The organism is Salinispora pacifica DSM 45544, from assembly GCF_000378845.1.
GTDB lineage: Bacteria > Actinomycetota > Actinomycetes > Mycobacteriales > Micromonosporaceae > Micromonospora > Micromonospora pacifica.
Genome location: NZ_KB905359.1, coordinates 5,212,035 through 5,227,024 on the forward strand (window position 1 = coordinate 5,212,035; position 14,990 = coordinate 5,227,024).

Here is a 14,990-nt window from a genome sequence, read left to right on the forward strand (position 1 = left end):
GTTTACTAACGCCGCGTCGCGTGATCATCTGACCTTCCGCCGCAGCACTGAGATGACAGAAGCCTCCTCATGGCCGCGCCTCTCCGCTGCCAGAGCCGGCTTGACGGCAGCCGGCCGTTCGAGGAGCCGACGCAACAGCAGTTGCATGCCGGTAGTCGCCCGGATGCGGTTCATCGCGCGGACGCCAGGAGCGAGTACCATCGTGTGAAGAAGTTGCCGTGCGCGACGACCTCCGGCATCGCGAGCGCCTCGCGCCAGATGCCGGCGAGGGTGCGTTCCACCTCGGTGCGCGGCGGAGTGCTCCTCCGGCTCGCCGCGGTGACGCGGGCGGGCAGCTCGTTGCGATCGATCTTGCCGTTGACTGCGTGTGGCAAGTGGTCGAGGAACACGAGAACCACGGCACGAGCTGCCTGGACAACGATGCCGACAGATGGGCCCGGATCTCCTCCTCGGCGAGCACCGGGTTCACGTGGGCCCCGAGGTCCTTGCCGCACAACGTCACCGCCGCTTCGGCCACCTCGTCGTGGCTGAGCGGCATGGTGCGGACTTCGCCGGGTTCAATGCAGTGTCCGGCTTTGGTGGCGTGGGGGAGGGTGCGGCTGGCGGTGAGTGCTCCCATTCGAGCGCCGCAACCCGCAGCACCGGGCTGCCGATGTTGTCCAGCACCGGTCCGCGGAAGAGCTCCAGCGCCCCCCGCAGCAGTTCCTCGAAGGCCCACGTGTCGAGCCGCCCGCGTTCCACCTTGATCGAGTAGTCGGCGTGGCCGGTGGTGATCAGGTCCGCGGGAGCGCCGGCGGCCGCGAGGTCACGGCGCAGCCTGCAGGTGGTTCACGCACCCGCTGCGATCTCCGCCTGTTCGAGCGCGTAGCCCCGTCCTCGATTATTGCGCAGGACGAGGCCCAATGGTGCGATGCGCCGGCGGACGCGCATAATGCACAGTTGCCCCTATGTTCGTCAAGCTGCGGTCATCAGGGTCGCTGAAGTATCAGGCTGCTGGTGACGCGTGATCATGTCGGCGCGGATCAGGCAGTACACCTCGCGGGCTGTGTAGCGTTCCAGGCAGCGCATGACCTCGCGTCTTCCCTTTCCTTCGGCGGTGCGTCGCTTAAGGTAGAGGCGAGTGCGCTCGTCTTGTCGCTTATGGGTGACCACGATGCGGTGCAGCGCGGCATTGGCCTGCCTGTCTCCGCCGCGGTTGGGCCGGCGGCGCTGGCTCTTGCCTGAGGACTTCTCCACCGGACTGAGTAGGGTCGGGGACTGGCGCGGTAGCCGACGCTCCGTTTCCAGCCCCCGCCGCTTCAAACCGTACGTACGGTTCTCTCGTATACGGCTTTCCGACATCGTTCACCGACTGGCATGAGCCCTCGCCCTGCGTACGGTTCCGGTAAGGCGGTAGACCCCGAGCCGGGTGACCCACCCGTAGGTGAAACGGGTGGTCCAGTTCCGGCCTCGCCGGCCGTGTTTCCGGCTGGCGAGGATGGCCAGGCGTTCGTGGACGTAGCCGTCGACCGCGTTGAACTTCCGCCCGGACTTCCCGTTGCGGAAGTACGCACCCCAGCCCCGTAGTACGGGATTGAGGTCGGCGACCACGGCGGATACCGGTCTCGTAGCCTTCGAGACAGCGGTGGCTGCACGGACGGACGAGGCTGCTTGAGCAGCTCATGGCCGTCGTTCGATCCGAGTTCCGCACCGAGATCTACGTCCCCGCTCCGGACGACCCCGTCTTCATCGCCGACGAGTGCGCGGTCACGGACTGCGACCGGACGGCGGCGTCGGCCAGGCGCGGACTCTGCAACGCCCACGACATCCGGTTCCGCAAGCGCGGCCGCCCACCGATGACGGACTTCCTCGCCGAACCCGGCCCCCGGTCCGAGGCCGCAGATCGCTGGCCGCGATGGCGTCCCGGGCTGGCGAGTTGCGACGTAGAACACCTTTCTCAACGGCACGGGAGCCCTGTCCGTTGCGCCAACCCTGAGGTCACCCTTCCGGGGCCCGCCTGAAAACGCTCACTGATGAGTGGTACGGCGCGGTTCTCAAAATGGAGAACCTGGTTCTCGTCGATGTGCGGGCGGAAATTATTGGCCTTCACTCGCAGGCTGGTCAGCCGGGCGTTGAAGTCGTCTCTGACGATCGGCGCGCGAGTCCAGTCCTCGCGCGAATCGGTGCAGTCTTGTATCTCTCCCCGGTTCGTTCGATACGCACAGGAGTAGTGATCGTTTGGCGTTACACGGCTGTGTTCAGTTTTCGGCACTCGCCGCAAGGGGTGCCGGAGCCGATCCCATGTAGCTGCGCCGCGGTACGAGGAACGTGGCAAGGCCTGCCAACACGTACATGACCACCGCGGCGACGAAGGCGACGTGGTAGTGGTCGAGCAGCCGCACGGGTGTGTCGTCGGCCGTCACCGGAACGATCGCCGCTGCCATGGTGACCGCCACCGTGAGACCCAGCACCGGGCCCACCTGTTCGGAGGTATTGATCAGGCCGGCCGCGAGCCCCTGCTTTCGTTCCGGCAGCCCGCGCGTCGCCACGATGATCGCGGGAGCCTCGATGAACGCCGCGCCGACGCCGATCAGCAGCAGGGGTGGGAAGATCCACGCCAGGTAGGAGCCGTCGCCGGGCGCGAACACGAACCACAGTGAACCGGCCGCGCCACCTGCTGTGCCCATCAGAAGCAGTGCTCGCGCACCCACCTTCTCCATCAACCACGCCACCCTGGTCGCGATCACCGCCATCAACAGCGTGATCGGCAGGTAGGCCAGGCCGGCGTCCGTGGCTGAGTAGCCGAGCACACGCATCATGTAGAAGGTCACGTAGAACATGACGCCGAGGTTGGCGGCGGTGGACAGCAGGTTGGTCACATTGCCCGCCCGAACCCCAGGTTCGGCGAACACCGCCAACGGCACGAGCGGGTCGCTGTGCCCGCGCTCCACGGCCACGAAGGCTGCCAGCAACACCACCGTCGCGGCCGCGCTCATCGTCATCACCAGGGCGCTTGACCCGTGCTCGACCCTCGTCAGCGTGAACACGAGCATCCCGAGCCAGCCGGTGAGCGTGAGCGCACCGAGCACGTCCGGCGACACCCGCTGCTCCGGCCGGGTGCGCGGCAAAAGCGATGCCACGGCGAGTCCGGCCACGAGCCCGATCGGCAGGTTGAGCAAGAAGATCCAGCGCCACCCGAATGCATCGGTCACGAGTCCGCCCACGACCTGGCCGAGCGCCGCCCCCGCGATACCAGTGAAGCTCCACCACGCGACAGCCCGGTTGCGCCCGGAGCCGGTGGTGCTGACGAGGTTGAGCAGGGCCAGGGCGGTGGGGGAAACCATCGCCGCGCCCACGCCCTGAACAGCCCTGGCCGCGAACAACTCGGTACCGCTCGTCGCAAAGCCGCACCACGCCGACGCGGCCACGAACACCCCGAGGCCGACCAGCAGCAACCGCCGCGGTCCGAACAGGTCGCCGAGTCGTCCGGACAGGGCGAGCAGACTGCCGAATGTCAGCATGTAGGCGCTGGCCACCCACTGCGTGTCCGCAGCGTCCATCTTCAGGTCCACCTGGATGACGGGCACTGCGACGCCGAGCACCGTCATATCGAGGATCAGCAGCATCTGGACCAGGCACAGCGTTGCGATGGCAGCGAAAGGTGGCTGGCTTGTCGCCTCTGGCTTCTGGTTCAGTTCGGTCACGTTCGGTCTACCTTCATGGGTGCGTCGCAGTCCCTACTGAGGGTAAATGAACGTGCATTTACTTATCAACTCGGGGCCCCGGAACTGGTCACGACATCTCCGCCAGCCTCGCTCGCAATCGCCCGCACCACAGCCATCCCGCTGGGCAATCGAGCCGTGGACGTGACGCTGCGGGTGCCGAAAAACTCATCCGTGCTGGTCAGGCGGTGTTCTCGTATTTGTGGAGGAGGCCGCCGAGTCTGTGGTGTCGGTGGACGTGCAGGTGCGTCAGCGTTGTGGGGTCGGTGATCGGCTTGGGCAGCGGACGCAGTGGTCGGGTGTTGGCGGTGTCGTGGTGCGGGCGGTGCTGGTTGTGGTGGTGTTCGTACTCGTGTAGGGCGTGTAGCAGGTGGGCGTGTTCCAGATCAGTGCCCGGTCGAGGAGTTCGTGGCGGCAGGCTTGGATCTAGCGTTCCATGATCGAGTTCATGCGGGGTATCCGGACACTGCTGCGCACGACTGTGATCCCGGAGTCGGCGAGGACCGTGTCGAGCAGGGCAGGGTATTGCTGTCTCGATCCCGGATCAGGTACCTCATCTGGCATCCAGCGTCCTCGAGATCCATTACGAGGTTGCGGGCGGCCTGGGTGACCCAGGCGGCGGTTGGGTGGGCGGTGGTGCCTAGGACCCGGATCTGGCGGGTGGCGTGGTCGATGATCGCCAGGACGTACAGGCGGGCGCCGGTCAGGGTGGTGGTTTCGAAGAAGTCGGCGGCGATGGTGGCGTGTGCCTGGGAGCGCAGGAACGTCGCCTAGGTGGTGGCGGTGCGCTGGGGTGCCGGGTCGATGCCGGCTTGGTGGAGGATCTCCCAGACGGTGGAGGCGGCGACCTTCACACTGAGGACGAGCAGTTCTCGGTGGATGCGGCGGTATCCCCACGTGGTGTTCTCGCGGGCCAGGCGCGGCACCAGCCGGCGGATCGACCGCACGGTTCGTGGCCGTCCGACCCGCCGGGGTCGGGAGATTCTGGCGGGTGATCAGATCCCGGTGTCACCGCAGCACGGTCTCCGGGCGGACCAGCAGCCGCCGGTTGCCCAGCATGTCGCGCGGCAGCCGGCGTAGCGGAGCAGCCAGCCAGGTCCGGTCAGCCCGGGTGAACCGCACCCGCTCGCCGTGCAGCTGCCGTTGCAGGAGCACTACCTGGTGGCGTAGCGCCAGGATCTCGGCATCCTTGTCCCGGTCGCTCATCGGTAGCAGCCGTAGCAGCGTGAGAGCGTTGGTCACACCGAGGTAGGCCAGTTGAAAGAGCACAACTGGTCATCCTCGCGCAGTACGCAGACGTCGATCACCGACGCGTCCAAGAGAGCGCTCGTCAGCGCATCCGTGACCTCATCCTCGTGATCAAGGCGACCCCTGAGCAGGACGGACGAGGCTTTCGGCACCCGCAAGGCCAGCTCCGCGTCGGAGAGCCGTTCGGCCGGCCAGGGCGCTTGCGGCCAGCCGGGATGACGTGGTCGTCGATCCGCACGTACAGTGCGGTCAAGAGGGTGTCGAGGTCTGTCTATACAAACAACTATCGACGGCATCTCCCCATGCGTTGGTCGACCTGCCACGCCGCCCAACCCCCAGAGTTGGGAATCACTCGTCTGGAGCTGGTCAACGGCCTCCGGCGCGGTTGAGGTACCGCCGACGTAGCGCGTACCAGGCAGCGCCGATGGCGAGCACGCCGATTCCCGCCCCAACGGTGGCTGGGGGCAGGCTGGCCGCCAGCGTGACGCAGCCGGCCAGCCCCAGCACGGCGAGCAGCCGTACCGGTAGCCGACGGCCCGGGTCACGGCCAAGGGTGAGCGCCGCGGCATTGGTGATTGCGTAGTAGACCAGCACGGTGCAGCTGGAGAAGCCGATTGCCCCGCGGACGTCACCGACGGAGACCACGGCCGCAACCACCACGGCCACCGCCAGCTCAGCTCGGTATGGCACTTGGTGCACCCGGTGCACGGCGGCCAAGCCGACCGGCACGTCCCGTCGGCGGCCCATCGCCAGCAGGGTCCGACCCACCGCGGCGAGCAGCGAGAGCAGCACCCCGATCACCGCCACGGCTGCGCCGGCCCGGACCACCCAGGACAGGCCGGGCAGCCCGACGGCGGTCACCACGTCGGCCAGGGGCGCGGCGGAGGTGGCCAGCCGGTCCGGGCCGAGCACTCCCAACGTGATCACCGCTAGCATCAAGTAGATCGCCAGCACCGTACCCAGCGCCAGCGGCACCGCTCGGGGGATCGTTCGCCTCGGGTCGCGTACTTCTTCGCCGAGAGTGGCTATCCGGGCATACCCGGCGAAAGCAAAGAAGAGTAGCCCTGCGGCGGTCAGCACACCGGGCGCACCGGCACCGCCGACGTCGCTGAGCACCTGGCCGCCGACCGAACCGACGCCGCCGATCCGCTCCGCAGCGAAGCCGGTCAGGCCGACCACCGCGACCAGGGACAGGACCCCCAGCACCACTCCGACCAGCACCTTCGTGGCCCGCGCCGTCTTCGCCACACCGCGCAGGTTCACGGCGGTGACGGCCGCGATGGCGATGACGGCAACGAGCCGGGCCCGATCCGGCCAGAGGTATGCCCCAACCGTCAGCGCCATCGCCGCGCAGCTTGCGGTCTTGCCGACCACGAAGCCCCAGCCGGCCACGAACCCGGCGAACGGGCCGAGCCGCTCCCGCCCGTAGACGTACGTGCCGCCGGACTCGGGGTAGCGGGCCGCCAGCCGGGCCGAGCTGGTCGCACTGCAGAACGCTACGAACCCGGCCAGCGTAAGCGCCACCAGCAGTCCGATCCCGCCGGCCGCCGCCGCAGCTGGAGCGAACACCACGAAGACGCCCGCGCCGAGCATCGCCCCCATCCCGATGACCACCGCATCAGTTACCCCCAGCCGCCGCGCCAACCGCTCCACGGATCAGACCCTAGGGGGCCGAGGTGAACAGCGTGAATTTTACCCAAGGTGTCTTGTGTATATTTGGTTCGTGGCGAGTCGGCGAACAGCCCTGCGGCAGGTCCTCCACCGGGCGGCCGGTGCCATGACCGCCCAGCAGGTCGCAGACGAAGTGGGCTGGCCGGTCGAGACCACCCGGCTGCACTTGGAGGAGTTGGTTGGCGCGCGGCTCGCCGAGCGCGTACCCGGCGCTCCTCGCGGCCGTGGCCGCCCACCGATGACCTATCGCGCAACCGTCGGCATGGACACCGCCGGACCCACCCAGTACCGCTTGCTGGCGGGGCTCCTCGCGCGCGCACTGCGCGAGCAGCCGAATGGTCGCGCACTCGCACGTGCCGCCGGACGGGCGTGGGCATCCGAGCAGCCGACGGTGCCCATCGACGGCACCCCACTCACGCGGGCCACAACCGCGCTCACATCCCGCTTCGATGCCCACGAGTTCGCGCCGACCGCCACGCTCACCGGGGACCGCGCCGACATCACGTTATGGCACTGCCCCTTCCTTGACCTCATACCTGACTACGGCGACGTCATCTGCTCCCTACACGACGGCATGGTGGACGGGATCACCCGCGCCACTGCCGGGACGTCGGTGGCGGCCCAACTCACCCCTTTCCCGCGACCTGACTCGTGTCAGATCACGTTGACCCGCCGCACCCGAAGGAAAGACTAATGCCCACGACGCCGATGAAAAGTCTGCACGAACTCGGACAGGAACTCTTGACCCGCGCCCACGAAGCTTCGTCCGGGCGCGCCGCGGCCACGCTCAACGCCGATCACCGCAGCCTGAAGCAACTAGTGCTGGCACTGCGGGCTGGATCGGCGTTGAGTGAGCACGAGAACCCAGGACAGGCCACCCTGCAACTGTTGTCGGGAACAGCCACCGTGAGCACCACCGAGATGACGTGGCACGGCTCCGCGGGCGACTACCTGGTGATCCCAGATCACAAACACGACCTGCGAGCGGTCAGTGACGCTGTCGTCATGCTGACGTTCGTCAAAGATGCCAACCGGCCTGAGCCACCCGCGGCCGCCGACCTAAGGAGCGACAAATGAGCATCGTCAAAATTAATGCGATAGACATCGTCGAGGGTCACGGTGACGAATTCGTCGAACGGTTCTCGGCACGCCCAGGAAAAATCGAACATGCGGACGGATTCGAGGGCTTCCAGGTGCTGCGTCCCACCGACGACCGCACGACCTGGTTGGTGGTCACCCAGTGGCGTGACACCGAGGCGTACGACGCCTGGTACGCCACCCGCCCGCATCGCGCCCCCGAATCGGTGACCTACGCCAACAAGTGGGAGCTGTGGTCCTTCGACGTCCTCACCGCGGCGAACCCCGCCTGAGGCCGCCCCTGCCGGGCCGGGGTCAGAGCTACCCCGGCCCGGCGGGATCAGGCGGTGGATGTGCCCGAAACCGGTCCAGACCCGGCGTCGACAACCAGTTCGCCAGCTCACGCGGTGGCGGCGCGCCGCTCCGTTCCGGGTCGCGGCGGTGCGGCGGCGAAGGGTCGGCAGCAGCAACGTGGGATGGAAGATGCTCCAGGCCGCCCCCTTGCAGACCATCTCCTTGTAGCGGGCTGCCATCCTGCCGGTGAGGATTGTCTCGGGCCGCCCCAGATCCGAGACCGAACGGATGTTGCCACCCCGTCCGGAGCGCCGGAACCTGCTCCCCGAACGGTAGGCCGTTGACCGGGTTGAGCGAATTCTGATGATCACGGCGAGACGCCGGTGGTCGCCCGGCCGCGGGATACCCGGCCGAGAATCAGCAACGTCACCAGGGTCGCGCCGAGCAGGATCAGCGTGGCCGCCGCTGCATCGAACGTCCGGCCCCGGTCTGTCAAGGTAAAGACGGTGACCGGCAACGTGCGCCAGTCCGGCGGATACACCATGATCGTGGCACCGACCTCGCCCATCGACAACGCGACCGCGAGGGCCGCGGCCGCCGACATTGCCGGCAGCAGCATCGGCAGGCGGATCCGCAAAAGTACCAGCGCGGGCCGCGCCCCCAGCGACGCGGCGACCTGGGCGTACGAGTCGTCGATGCGGGTCAGCGCGCTGGCCACGGTGGCGTAGGAAAAGGACAGGACGAGCACCAGGTGGGCGATCAGCACGATCCAGCGCGTGCCGTTGAGCAGCAGCGGCGGTCGGCTGTACGCGACCAGTAGCCCGAGCCCAACCACCACCGAAGGGATGGCAACCGGTAGGTGCAGGAGCCCGTCGGCGCCTTTGCGTAGCCAGCGGGGTGCCGCGGCGAGCGCGAGCGCCGCCCAGGTGCCGACGGCTACGGCGGCCAGCCCGGCGACAGCCGCGGTCTGCAGGCTGACGAGGAGGCTGTCCTGGTTCTCGCCGGTCAGGGCGGCCCCCAGGTGGGCGACGGTAAAGCCGCCGGGCAGGACATCGTTCCACTCCGTAGCCAGTGCGGCGGCCACCAACACCGCCAGCGGTGCTGCCACGATCACCAGGAAGGCGGCGGCGAACAGCGCCCAGATGGGCCAGCGGGCGCTACGGGACCAGATCAGCACCACGGGCTCCCTTACGGCTGAAGATGCGGCGATAGAGCAGGTAGAGCAGGGCGGACAGGGCGACCTCGACGACGGCAACCACGCAGGCGCTCGGATAGTCGAACGTGACCACGCCCTTGGAGTGCACCAACATCGGCAACGTGATGACGTCCTTGGCGCCGATGAACAGCACGATGCCGAACTCGTTGAGGGTCAACAGCAGGGTCAGCGCACCACCGGCGGCAACCGCCGGGGCTATTTCCGGCAGCACGACGCGGCGCAGGACCTGGCCTGGCCGTGCACCGAGGGAGGCGGCGACCGCGAGGCGCTCCGCCGGCAGGTGGGTGAGGGCGGCGAGGGCCGGCCGCATCACGAACGGCGTGTAGAAGGTGATCTCCGCGAGGATGACGCACCACCGTGAGTAGAGGAAGTCGCCGAGTTGAAACACACCGGCGGCACCGTAGAGAAACGTGAAACTGAGCGCGATCAAGAAGGAGGGGAAAGCGAGTAAGGTGTCGACCGCCCGGGCAGCCGCACCGGAACCAGGGAACGGAACGAGCGCCAGTACCACAGCGAAGAAGGTGCCGAGCACGATGCAACCAGCGGTAGCGGCACCCGCGATAAGCACGGTGTTGCCGATCGCCCGGTGAAATTCACCTGCCCCTAGCACGGAGCGCCATGTCTCCAATGTTGCTACACCGTCCTCGTTGGTGACCGACTGGACGCCGACGAGGACGAGCGGGTAGATCAGGAAGCCGGCCAGCACCACCAACGGGGGAAGCGCCCAGAGCAGCGGCGAGACCCGGGTGGCGCGAGCGGGCCCTACAACGGCGAGGGCCGCGGTGGTCATGCCACACCTGCCAAATTCTGCGGAAAGCTCTCGCCGGCGTCTCCGGCGGTTGACCCGGCACCCGCCCTGGCTACCACTGCGGCACCGTGCTCCGGCAACCGAACCCGTACCGGAGAGCCGACCCGCGGTAGCCCGTCGATGCTGGGCACGTCGGCATGCACGCTGATTCCGCCCGGCTCGTCGAGCCCGGCGATAAGACAGGTCAGGCGATAGTTTGCACCCCGCCACTGCAAGCCGGTGAGGACAGCTGCTAAGCCGGGCCCGTCACGACGTACCCCGATGGTGTGTGGCCTTACCGCGAGCCGCACGTGGGCACCTGGAACGAGCGGTCCAGGCGCCATGGCGGTGAGGGTGACCGCACCTACCTCGACCGTGCCGTTGGCATCGCGCACCGTGGCTGGCAAGAGGTTCGCCCCGCCCAGGAAGGCCGCCGTGAACTCGCTGGGTGGCTGTCGGTAGAGGCCCTGGGCGGTATCCAGATCGAGTAGTTCGGCCTCGCGCATGACGGCGATCCGGTGTGCCAGAGTGAGCGCCTCGGTCTGATCGTGGGTGACATAGAGGATCGCGATGTCCGGGAGTTCGTCCCGAAGATGACGCAGCTCGTCGAGCATGTCGGCACGCAGCTGCGCGTCGAGGGCGGAGAGCGGTTCGTCGAGCAGTAGCACCGGCGGCCGGATCGCCAACGCGCGGGCGATCGCCACCCGCTGCTGCTGTCCGCCGGAAAGCTCTCGCGGGTAGCGGCGGCCATAGCGCTCCATACCGACGAGCTCCAGCATCTCCTCGACCCGTCGGGCTGACTCAGTGCGCCGCATCCGCCGAGCACGCAAGCCGAACCCGATGTTGTCGGCGACGGTGAGGTGCGGGAAGAGGGCATACTGCTGCACCACGACGCCGAGGCCACGTTTGTGTGGTGGCACCCCGGTGACGTCTTGGCCGGCGAGCAGGACCCGACCGGACGTCGGCCGGACGAATCCGGCTAGCGCTTTCAGGGCGGTTGACTTGCCCGACCCGGAGGGGCCGAGCAAGGCCACCGTCTCGCCGGTGGCTACGTCGAGCGAGAAATCCCGCAGCGCCGTGACCTGCCCGTAGCGGACGCTGACGCGGTCAAACTGGACCGCCGACGACTCGGTCATACCGTGTTCCTCCTTGGATCCGCTGTCTCCGGTCCGCAGTGGCGAGGACCGGAGACAGCGGTGGGACTGGGTGCGGTCGGTCAGGCCAGACCGAGGGCCGTGTTGTAGGCAGCGATGTCCGCGTCCATCTCCGTCAGGATCTTCGCCCAGTCGGCTGGCCAGATTTCCACGCCCTGCAGCACCTGCTCGACCTGCTGGAATTGGGCGTCGGTGGGCTTGACATCGGCGCGCACCGGAACCCCGTATGCCTGCTGGGACACCTGCTCCTGGGCGGAGGCGGAGAGCAGGAAGTCGGCCAGCTCCCGACCAGCATCGGCGTGTGGGGCATCGGCCGCTAGGCCCATGGTGTAGGGGATGGACAAGGTAGAGGCCTTGCCATCCGGACCGGCCGGGAAGAAGACCTCGAAGTTGGACCTGTCGTTGTTGATTGACGCGAGATTCATCTGGACGTCACCGTTGGCCACGTAGATCTCGCCCTTGCTGACTTTGGGCTGCAGCTTGCCCGTGGACGACGACGGCCCGACGTTGTTGGCCTCGAGCTTCGCCAGGAACTCCAGGGCCTTGTCCTTGCCGAGGAGGTGCTGCAGGTGCAGCAGCACGGCGGTACCGTCGCCGGCCTGGCCGGGCGTCGAGTACTGCAACTTTTTGGCGAGGGTGGGGCTGAGTAGCTCGTCGAACGTCTTCGGGGCGGCGTCAAGCTTGTCCGGGTTGTAAATGAAGCAAAGGTAGTTGTTTACCAACGGCACGTAGGTGTCGGTCGCGCCGGTCACCTGGTCGGCGCCGGCCGGCGTGTAGGGCTGCAGCAGACCGTCGGCGTCGGCCTTCTGGATGTACGGCGGCAGCGTGACGACGAGGTCCGCCTGGACGTTCGCCTTCTCCTTCTGCAGCCGGGCGACGACCTCACCGGAACCGGCCTCGATCATCTGCACCGTGATGCCGGTCTGCTTTTCGAACTCGACGAACTGCTTGCTGTACCAGTCGCCGAGTCCGTCAGCGGAGTAGACGGTTACGGTTGTGTCACTGTCGGCCCCACCGGAGTCGGAGGTGCCTGATCCACATGCGGCGAGCGCGAGTGCGGCCGCCGCGAGGGTAGCGAGGGCTAGCGGGAGGCGTCGCATGGCCATTACTCCTCAGGGGTGTCGGTGGGAAGAAGCAGGGTCTCGAGATCGCCGACGGAGTTGAGAACGTGGGTGGCCCCGGCAGCACGCAGTGCGGCGGCATCGTGCGCGCCGGTGCGTACTCCGGCGACGATGGCGGCACCGGCGCGACGGCCGGCGAGCACGTCCGAGGCGGTGTCACCGACGGTGGCAACCTGCCGGACGTCATCGACCCCCAGCCGCAACAGCGCGGTGAGCACCAAGTCGGGATAGGGACGCCCTCGGCCGGCCTCGGCCGGCACCAGGGTCAGATCAGTTAGGTCCTGCCAGCCCAGGGCGGAGAGGATGCGGTCGGCGGTAGCCCGGGAGAAGCCGGTGGTGAGCGCGGTACGCACCCCAGCAGCACGGAGCTTGGTGATCAATTGTTCGGCCCCGTCGATCGGTGCGCAGAGCCCGGCGTCCACGAGAAGCTCGTATGCCCGCTCAAACGCACCGTTGAGACTCCGTGCCGCCGCCTCATCGCCCCCGCTGAGGTGCCGGAATACCGTGATTTTCGATTCGCCCATGGTGTCGCGCACGTAGCGCAGCGCAGTGTCCCGGCCGATGGCGATCGAGTCGACCTCGTCCAGTGCACGAGTGAATGCCTGCTCGACGAGGCCGTCGTCGGCGACCGTGGTGCCGGCCATGTCGAAACAGACGAGTCGCGTCGTACCCACCAGGGCGCTCACCAGTTCAGCTCCTTCGCGGTCTGCTCGGCAATCGCCGGCGCGCAGGTCATACCCCGTCCGCCCGGCCCGGTGACCACGACGCCGTTGTCGCCGACCCGTTGGCGTTGCACGATTTCGTTCGGGTCGAGGCACTGGGCGTAGACGCCGTGCCAACGGCGTCGGATCGCCGGCAGCGGCCGGCCAAGCAACGCCGAGGCGACCTCGGCGAGGTGTTCGTAGGGCTCCTCGACCTGGTCGAAGGCGAACGGCTCGGCGTAGGCGTGGGTGTCGCCGATGGTCAGGCCACCGTCCAGGCGTTGCACCATCAACAGCTGCATGGCATGTTCGGCGGCGACCGGCGGTTGCGGCTGGACGGAGTTCATCTCGTCGAGCTGCGGCCCCCGGTAACCGGGGTAGTAGCGGAAGGTGTCCCCGTCGGCGACCGAGGTGGTCAGCGGTACATCGAGAGGCGCGGTCTGGGCCATCTGCAACCAGACTCGGCGCACCGGCAGGTTGGGGGCGAGCTCGCGGACCAGGCCGGTGAGTACCGCGCCGGTGGCCAGGACGACCTGGTCGCCAACGTGCACGTCGCCGTGGTCGTCCCGGACTCCGCGATCGTTGAGGTCACGCACCTCGCGGCCAGGCAACCACTGGTAGCGGTCGCTGGCGGCGAGCGCCGCACGCAGCGCCGGCAACGCCACCCGGGATTCCACGGCGGCGTCGCGCTCGCACCAGAGGGCGGCGGCGAAGTCGCCGCCAAGGGCTGGGTTGACCACCCGCGTCTCGTCCCGGTCGAGCAGCTTGAACCCACGGGCCGGGGCGTCGGGAGCCGCCGCGGCGGCTTCGGCGACGGCGACTTCCTCGGGGGTTCGACACACGGCGAGTGACCCGTTGGCTCGGAAGCCAATGCCGGCCACCTCGGTGCCGATCTCCTCCCAGAGTTCGCGAGCCCGCAGGGCGGTCTCCAACTCGGCGCCGCTGGCACGTCCAGAAACCCAGACCAGGCCGAAGTTGCGGACGGTAGCGCCGCGCGCTTCCTTGTCCCGTTCCAGATGCAGCACCTCGTGGCCGCGTCGGATGGCCTGCCAGGCGTGCATGGTGCCGAGCACTCCGCCGCCCACGATGATCATTCGCATGTTCTCTCCCTTGCTCAGCGAGCAGCTTTGGGGAGAGCCTTGACCTCCAGGTGCAGGGAGGATGACGCGCCGGTGAATGAGCCCGAAAGGTTCGCACCTTTAGTATTCGGTGCGCGTGCCCGGTCGGTCGAACGAAATCCCAGGTCAGCCGAGAAGTCGGGTGGCGAACCCTATCCGGTCACCGCGATACAGGGAACGGACTCGCTCAATCGGCACCCGGTCCTGGTCCGCCGAGACCCGCTGCATGAGCAGCATCGGCTGGGCCGGGTTCGTGCCGAGCAGCATCGCCTCGCGCGGGTTGGCCAGCACGGTCTCGATGCGCTCGGTAGCCTCGGCATAGCGAATGCCGTACCGGTCGATCATGTGCTGGTAGAGCGAGCCGGTCCCGTCGAAATCAGTCATCAGGTCGGCGAACCGGCGTACCGGCAGGTAGGTGCTCTCCAGCCCCAACGGCTCGCCATCAGCAAGCAGCACCCGCTCCAGGTGCACCACCTCGTCAGTGGCAGCTACTCCCAGATCCGCCGCGAGCGAGTCACCGGCGGGCTGACGGTCGATCGTGACCACACGACGGCTCGGCTGGCGGCCCATCGCGTGTAGCGCCTCGGTGTAGCTGTGCAGGCCAAGCGGCTGAAACAGCTTGGGGGCGGCGACGAACGTGCCGCGTCCACGGTACGCACGCAGGCGTCCCTCCATGGTCAGCTCGGAGATCGCCTGCCGTAACGTGGAGCGAGCCACCCCGTAGGTCGCAGCGAGCTGGCGTTCCGGCGGCAGCAGGGCACCTTCCCCCAGTTCGGCCAGGAGATCAGCCAGTTGGTTTTTGACCACAAAATACTTGGGGACCCGACCATGCTCGGGCACTCCGTCACGAACCGCGTCGACAAACACCGGCTGACCCTAACCCTCAGCGGCGCACCGCCCAT

Annotated in this window: 18 protein-coding genes and 2 pseudogenes; 4 read left to right on the forward strand and 16 right to left on the reverse strand. The window is 67.8% G+C overall.

Annotated features, from left to right (window positions below; genetic code table 11):
* Positions 1–170 precede the first annotated feature (170 nt).
* From SALPAC3_RS0123840 to SALPAC3_RS0123860, 5 genes and pseudogenes are all read right to left on the reverse strand, one after another.
* Positions 171–389 carry a hypothetical protein gene (locus SALPAC3_RS0123840; RefSeq protein ID WP_155253050.1) on the reverse strand — a complete coding sequence of 73 codons (219 nt, stop codon included), beginning with the start codon at positions 387–389 and terminating at the stop codon, positions 171–173.
* A 109-nt stretch (positions 390–498) separates the two neighbouring features.
* The gene (locus tag SALPAC3_RS28110) at positions 499–741 is read right to left on the reverse strand and encodes a hypothetical protein (RefSeq protein WP_157632341.1); all 243 of its coding nucleotides are present in this window, start codon (positions 739–741) and stop codon (positions 499–501) included.
* 213 nt (positions 742–954) lie between these two features.
* Entirely contained in the window at positions 955–1,236 is a 282-nt protein-coding gene (locus SALPAC3_RS27630; RefSeq protein ID WP_198290359.1) for a transposase, read from the reverse strand.
* A 108-nt stretch (positions 1,237–1,344) separates the two neighbouring features.
* Positions 1,345–1,629: pseudogene (locus SALPAC3_RS0123850) on the reverse strand (group II intron maturase-specific domain-containing protein); the annotation flags it as partial.
* Positions 1,630–2,237: 608 nt separating this feature from the next.
* The gene (locus SALPAC3_RS0123860; protein WP_018223684.1) at positions 2,238–3,683 is read right to left on the reverse strand and encodes an MFS transporter; all 1,446 of its coding nucleotides are present in this window, start codon (positions 3,681–3,683) and stop codon (positions 2,238–2,240) included.
* 220 nt (positions 3,684–3,903) lie between these two features.
* Here SALPAC3_RS0123860 and SALPAC3_RS28500 point away from each other — a divergent pair, with 220 nt between their 5' ends.
* Entirely contained in the window at positions 3,904–4,059 is a 156-nt protein-coding gene (locus tag SALPAC3_RS28500) for a hypothetical protein (protein WP_018223685.1), read from the forward strand.
* Positions 4,060–4,471: 412 nt separating this feature from the next.
* On the opposite strand, the gene SALPAC3_RS28505 is transcribed toward SALPAC3_RS28500, so the two are convergent.
* The 4 genes and pseudogenes from SALPAC3_RS28505 to SALPAC3_RS0123890 all read right to left on the reverse strand — a co-directional run bounded on the left by SALPAC3_RS28505 (position 4,472) and on the right by SALPAC3_RS0123890 (position 6,602).
* The gene (locus SALPAC3_RS28505) at positions 4,472–4,648 is read right to left on the reverse strand and encodes a hypothetical protein (protein WP_018223687.1); all 177 of its coding nucleotides are present in this window, start codon (positions 4,646–4,648) and stop codon (positions 4,472–4,474) included.
* A gap of 61 nt (positions 4,649–4,709) precedes the next feature.
* The gene (locus SALPAC3_RS28510) at positions 4,710–4,970 is read right to left on the reverse strand and encodes a hypothetical protein (protein ID WP_018223688.1); all 261 of its coding nucleotides are present in this window, start codon (positions 4,968–4,970) and stop codon (positions 4,710–4,712) included.
* 140 nt (positions 4,971–5,110) lie between these two features.
* Positions 5,111–5,202 (reverse strand): annotated as a pseudogene (locus SALPAC3_RS29520) (IS982 family transposase); the annotation flags it as partial.
* 113 nt (positions 5,203–5,315) lie between these two features.
* Entirely contained in the window at positions 5,316–6,602 is a 1,287-nt protein-coding gene (locus tag SALPAC3_RS0123890) for an APC family permease (protein ID WP_018223689.1), read from the reverse strand.
* A 55-nt stretch (positions 6,603–6,657) separates the two neighbouring features.
* Between SALPAC3_RS0123890 and SALPAC3_RS0123895 the strand changes: the two genes are divergently transcribed.
* From SALPAC3_RS0123895 to SALPAC3_RS0123905, 3 genes are read left to right on the forward strand one after another with little or no spacing between them, the layout of a single operon-like run.
* Positions 6,658–7,314: a helix-turn-helix domain-containing protein gene (locus tag SALPAC3_RS0123895; RefSeq protein WP_026185855.1), complete on the forward strand. Its 657-nt coding sequence runs from the start codon at positions 6,658–6,660 to the stop codon at positions 7,312–7,314.
* Positions 7,315–7,328: 14 nt separating this feature from the next.
* Positions 7,329–7,697, forward strand: a complete 369-nt coding sequence (locus SALPAC3_RS0123900) for a cupin domain-containing protein (protein WP_018827914.1) — start codon at positions 7,329–7,331, stop codon at positions 7,695–7,697.
* Complete coding sequence (locus tag SALPAC3_RS0123905; RefSeq protein WP_018223692.1) at positions 7,694–7,990, forward strand: antibiotic biosynthesis monooxygenase family protein; 297 nt, start codon at positions 7,694–7,696, stop codon at positions 7,988–7,990. The genes SALPAC3_RS0123900 and SALPAC3_RS0123905 overlap by 4 nt, the downstream gene beginning before the upstream one ends.
* 368 nt (positions 7,991–8,358) lie before the next feature.
* Here the strand turns inward: SALPAC3_RS0123905 and SALPAC3_RS0123910 are convergent, their stop codons facing one another.
* The 7 genes from SALPAC3_RS0123910 to SALPAC3_RS0123940 form a co-directional block, all read right to left on the reverse strand.
* Positions 8,359–9,171: an ABC transporter permease gene (locus SALPAC3_RS0123910; protein ID WP_018223693.1), complete on the reverse strand. Its 813-nt coding sequence runs from the start codon at positions 9,169–9,171 to the stop codon at positions 8,359–8,361.
* Positions 9,149–9,997: a 2-aminoethylphosphonate ABC transporter permease subunit gene (locus SALPAC3_RS0123915; RefSeq protein ID WP_018223694.1), complete on the reverse strand. Its 849-nt coding sequence runs from the start codon at positions 9,995–9,997 to the stop codon at positions 9,149–9,151. The genes SALPAC3_RS0123910 and SALPAC3_RS0123915 overlap by 23 nt, the downstream gene beginning before the upstream one ends.
* Positions 9,994–11,130, reverse strand: a complete 1,137-nt coding sequence (locus SALPAC3_RS0123920) for an ABC transporter ATP-binding protein (RefSeq protein WP_018223695.1) — start codon at positions 11,128–11,130, stop codon at positions 9,994–9,996. The genes SALPAC3_RS0123915 and SALPAC3_RS0123920 overlap by 4 nt, the downstream gene beginning before the upstream one ends.
* A gap of 80 nt (positions 11,131–11,210) precedes the next feature.
* Positions 11,211–12,254 (reverse strand): 2-aminoethylphosphonate ABC transporter substrate-binding protein, encoded by a 1,044-nt coding sequence (locus SALPAC3_RS0123925; RefSeq protein WP_018223696.1) that lies wholly within the window; start codon positions 12,252–12,254, stop codon positions 11,211–11,213.
* Positions 12,254–12,955 carry a phosphonatase-like hydrolase gene (locus SALPAC3_RS0123930; RefSeq protein WP_018223697.1) on the reverse strand — a complete coding sequence of 234 codons (702 nt, stop codon included), beginning with the start codon at positions 12,953–12,955 and terminating at the stop codon, positions 12,254–12,256. Before SALPAC3_RS0123930 ends, SALPAC3_RS0123925 begins: the two co-directional genes overlap by 1 nt.
* Positions 12,952–14,070, reverse strand: coding sequence for a TIGR03364 family FAD-dependent oxidoreductase (locus SALPAC3_RS0123935; protein WP_018223698.1), 1,119 nt, complete (start codon positions 14,068–14,070; stop codon positions 12,952–12,954). The genes SALPAC3_RS0123930 and SALPAC3_RS0123935 overlap by 4 nt, the downstream gene beginning before the upstream one ends.
* Positions 14,071–14,214: 144 nt before the next feature.
* Positions 14,215–14,955 carry a GntR family transcriptional regulator gene (locus SALPAC3_RS0123940; RefSeq protein WP_018223699.1) on the reverse strand — a complete coding sequence of 247 codons (741 nt, stop codon included), beginning with the start codon at positions 14,953–14,955 and terminating at the stop codon, positions 14,215–14,217.
* Between the last annotated feature and the right edge of the window lie 35 nt (positions 14,956–14,990).

Excerpts from the sequence above, each read along its gene's own strand:
- SALPAC3_RS0123935 (WP_018223698.1), bottom strand. The coding sequence starts at position 14,070 with ATGCGAATGATCATCGTGGGCGGCGGAGTGCTCGGCACCATGCACGCC.
- SALPAC3_RS0123925 (WP_018223696.1), bottom strand. The coding sequence starts at position 12,254 with ATGGCCATGCGACGCCTCCCGCTAGCCCTCGCTACCCTCGCGGCGGCC.
- SALPAC3_RS0123900 (WP_018827914.1), top strand. The coding sequence starts at position 7,329 with ATGAAAAGTCTGCACGAACTCGGACAGGAACTCTTGACCCGCGCCCAC.
- SALPAC3_RS0123920 (WP_018223695.1), bottom strand. The coding sequence starts at position 11,130 with ATGACCGAGTCGTCGGCGGTCCAGTTTGACCGCGTCAGCGTCCGCTAC.
- SALPAC3_RS0123905 (WP_018223692.1), top strand. The coding sequence starts at position 7,694 with ATGAGCATCGTCAAAATTAATGCGATAGACATCGTCGAGGGTCACGGT.
- SALPAC3_RS0123915 (WP_018223694.1), bottom strand. The coding sequence starts at position 9,997 with ATGACCACCGCGGCCCTCGCCGTTGTAGGGCCCGCTCGCGCCACCCGG.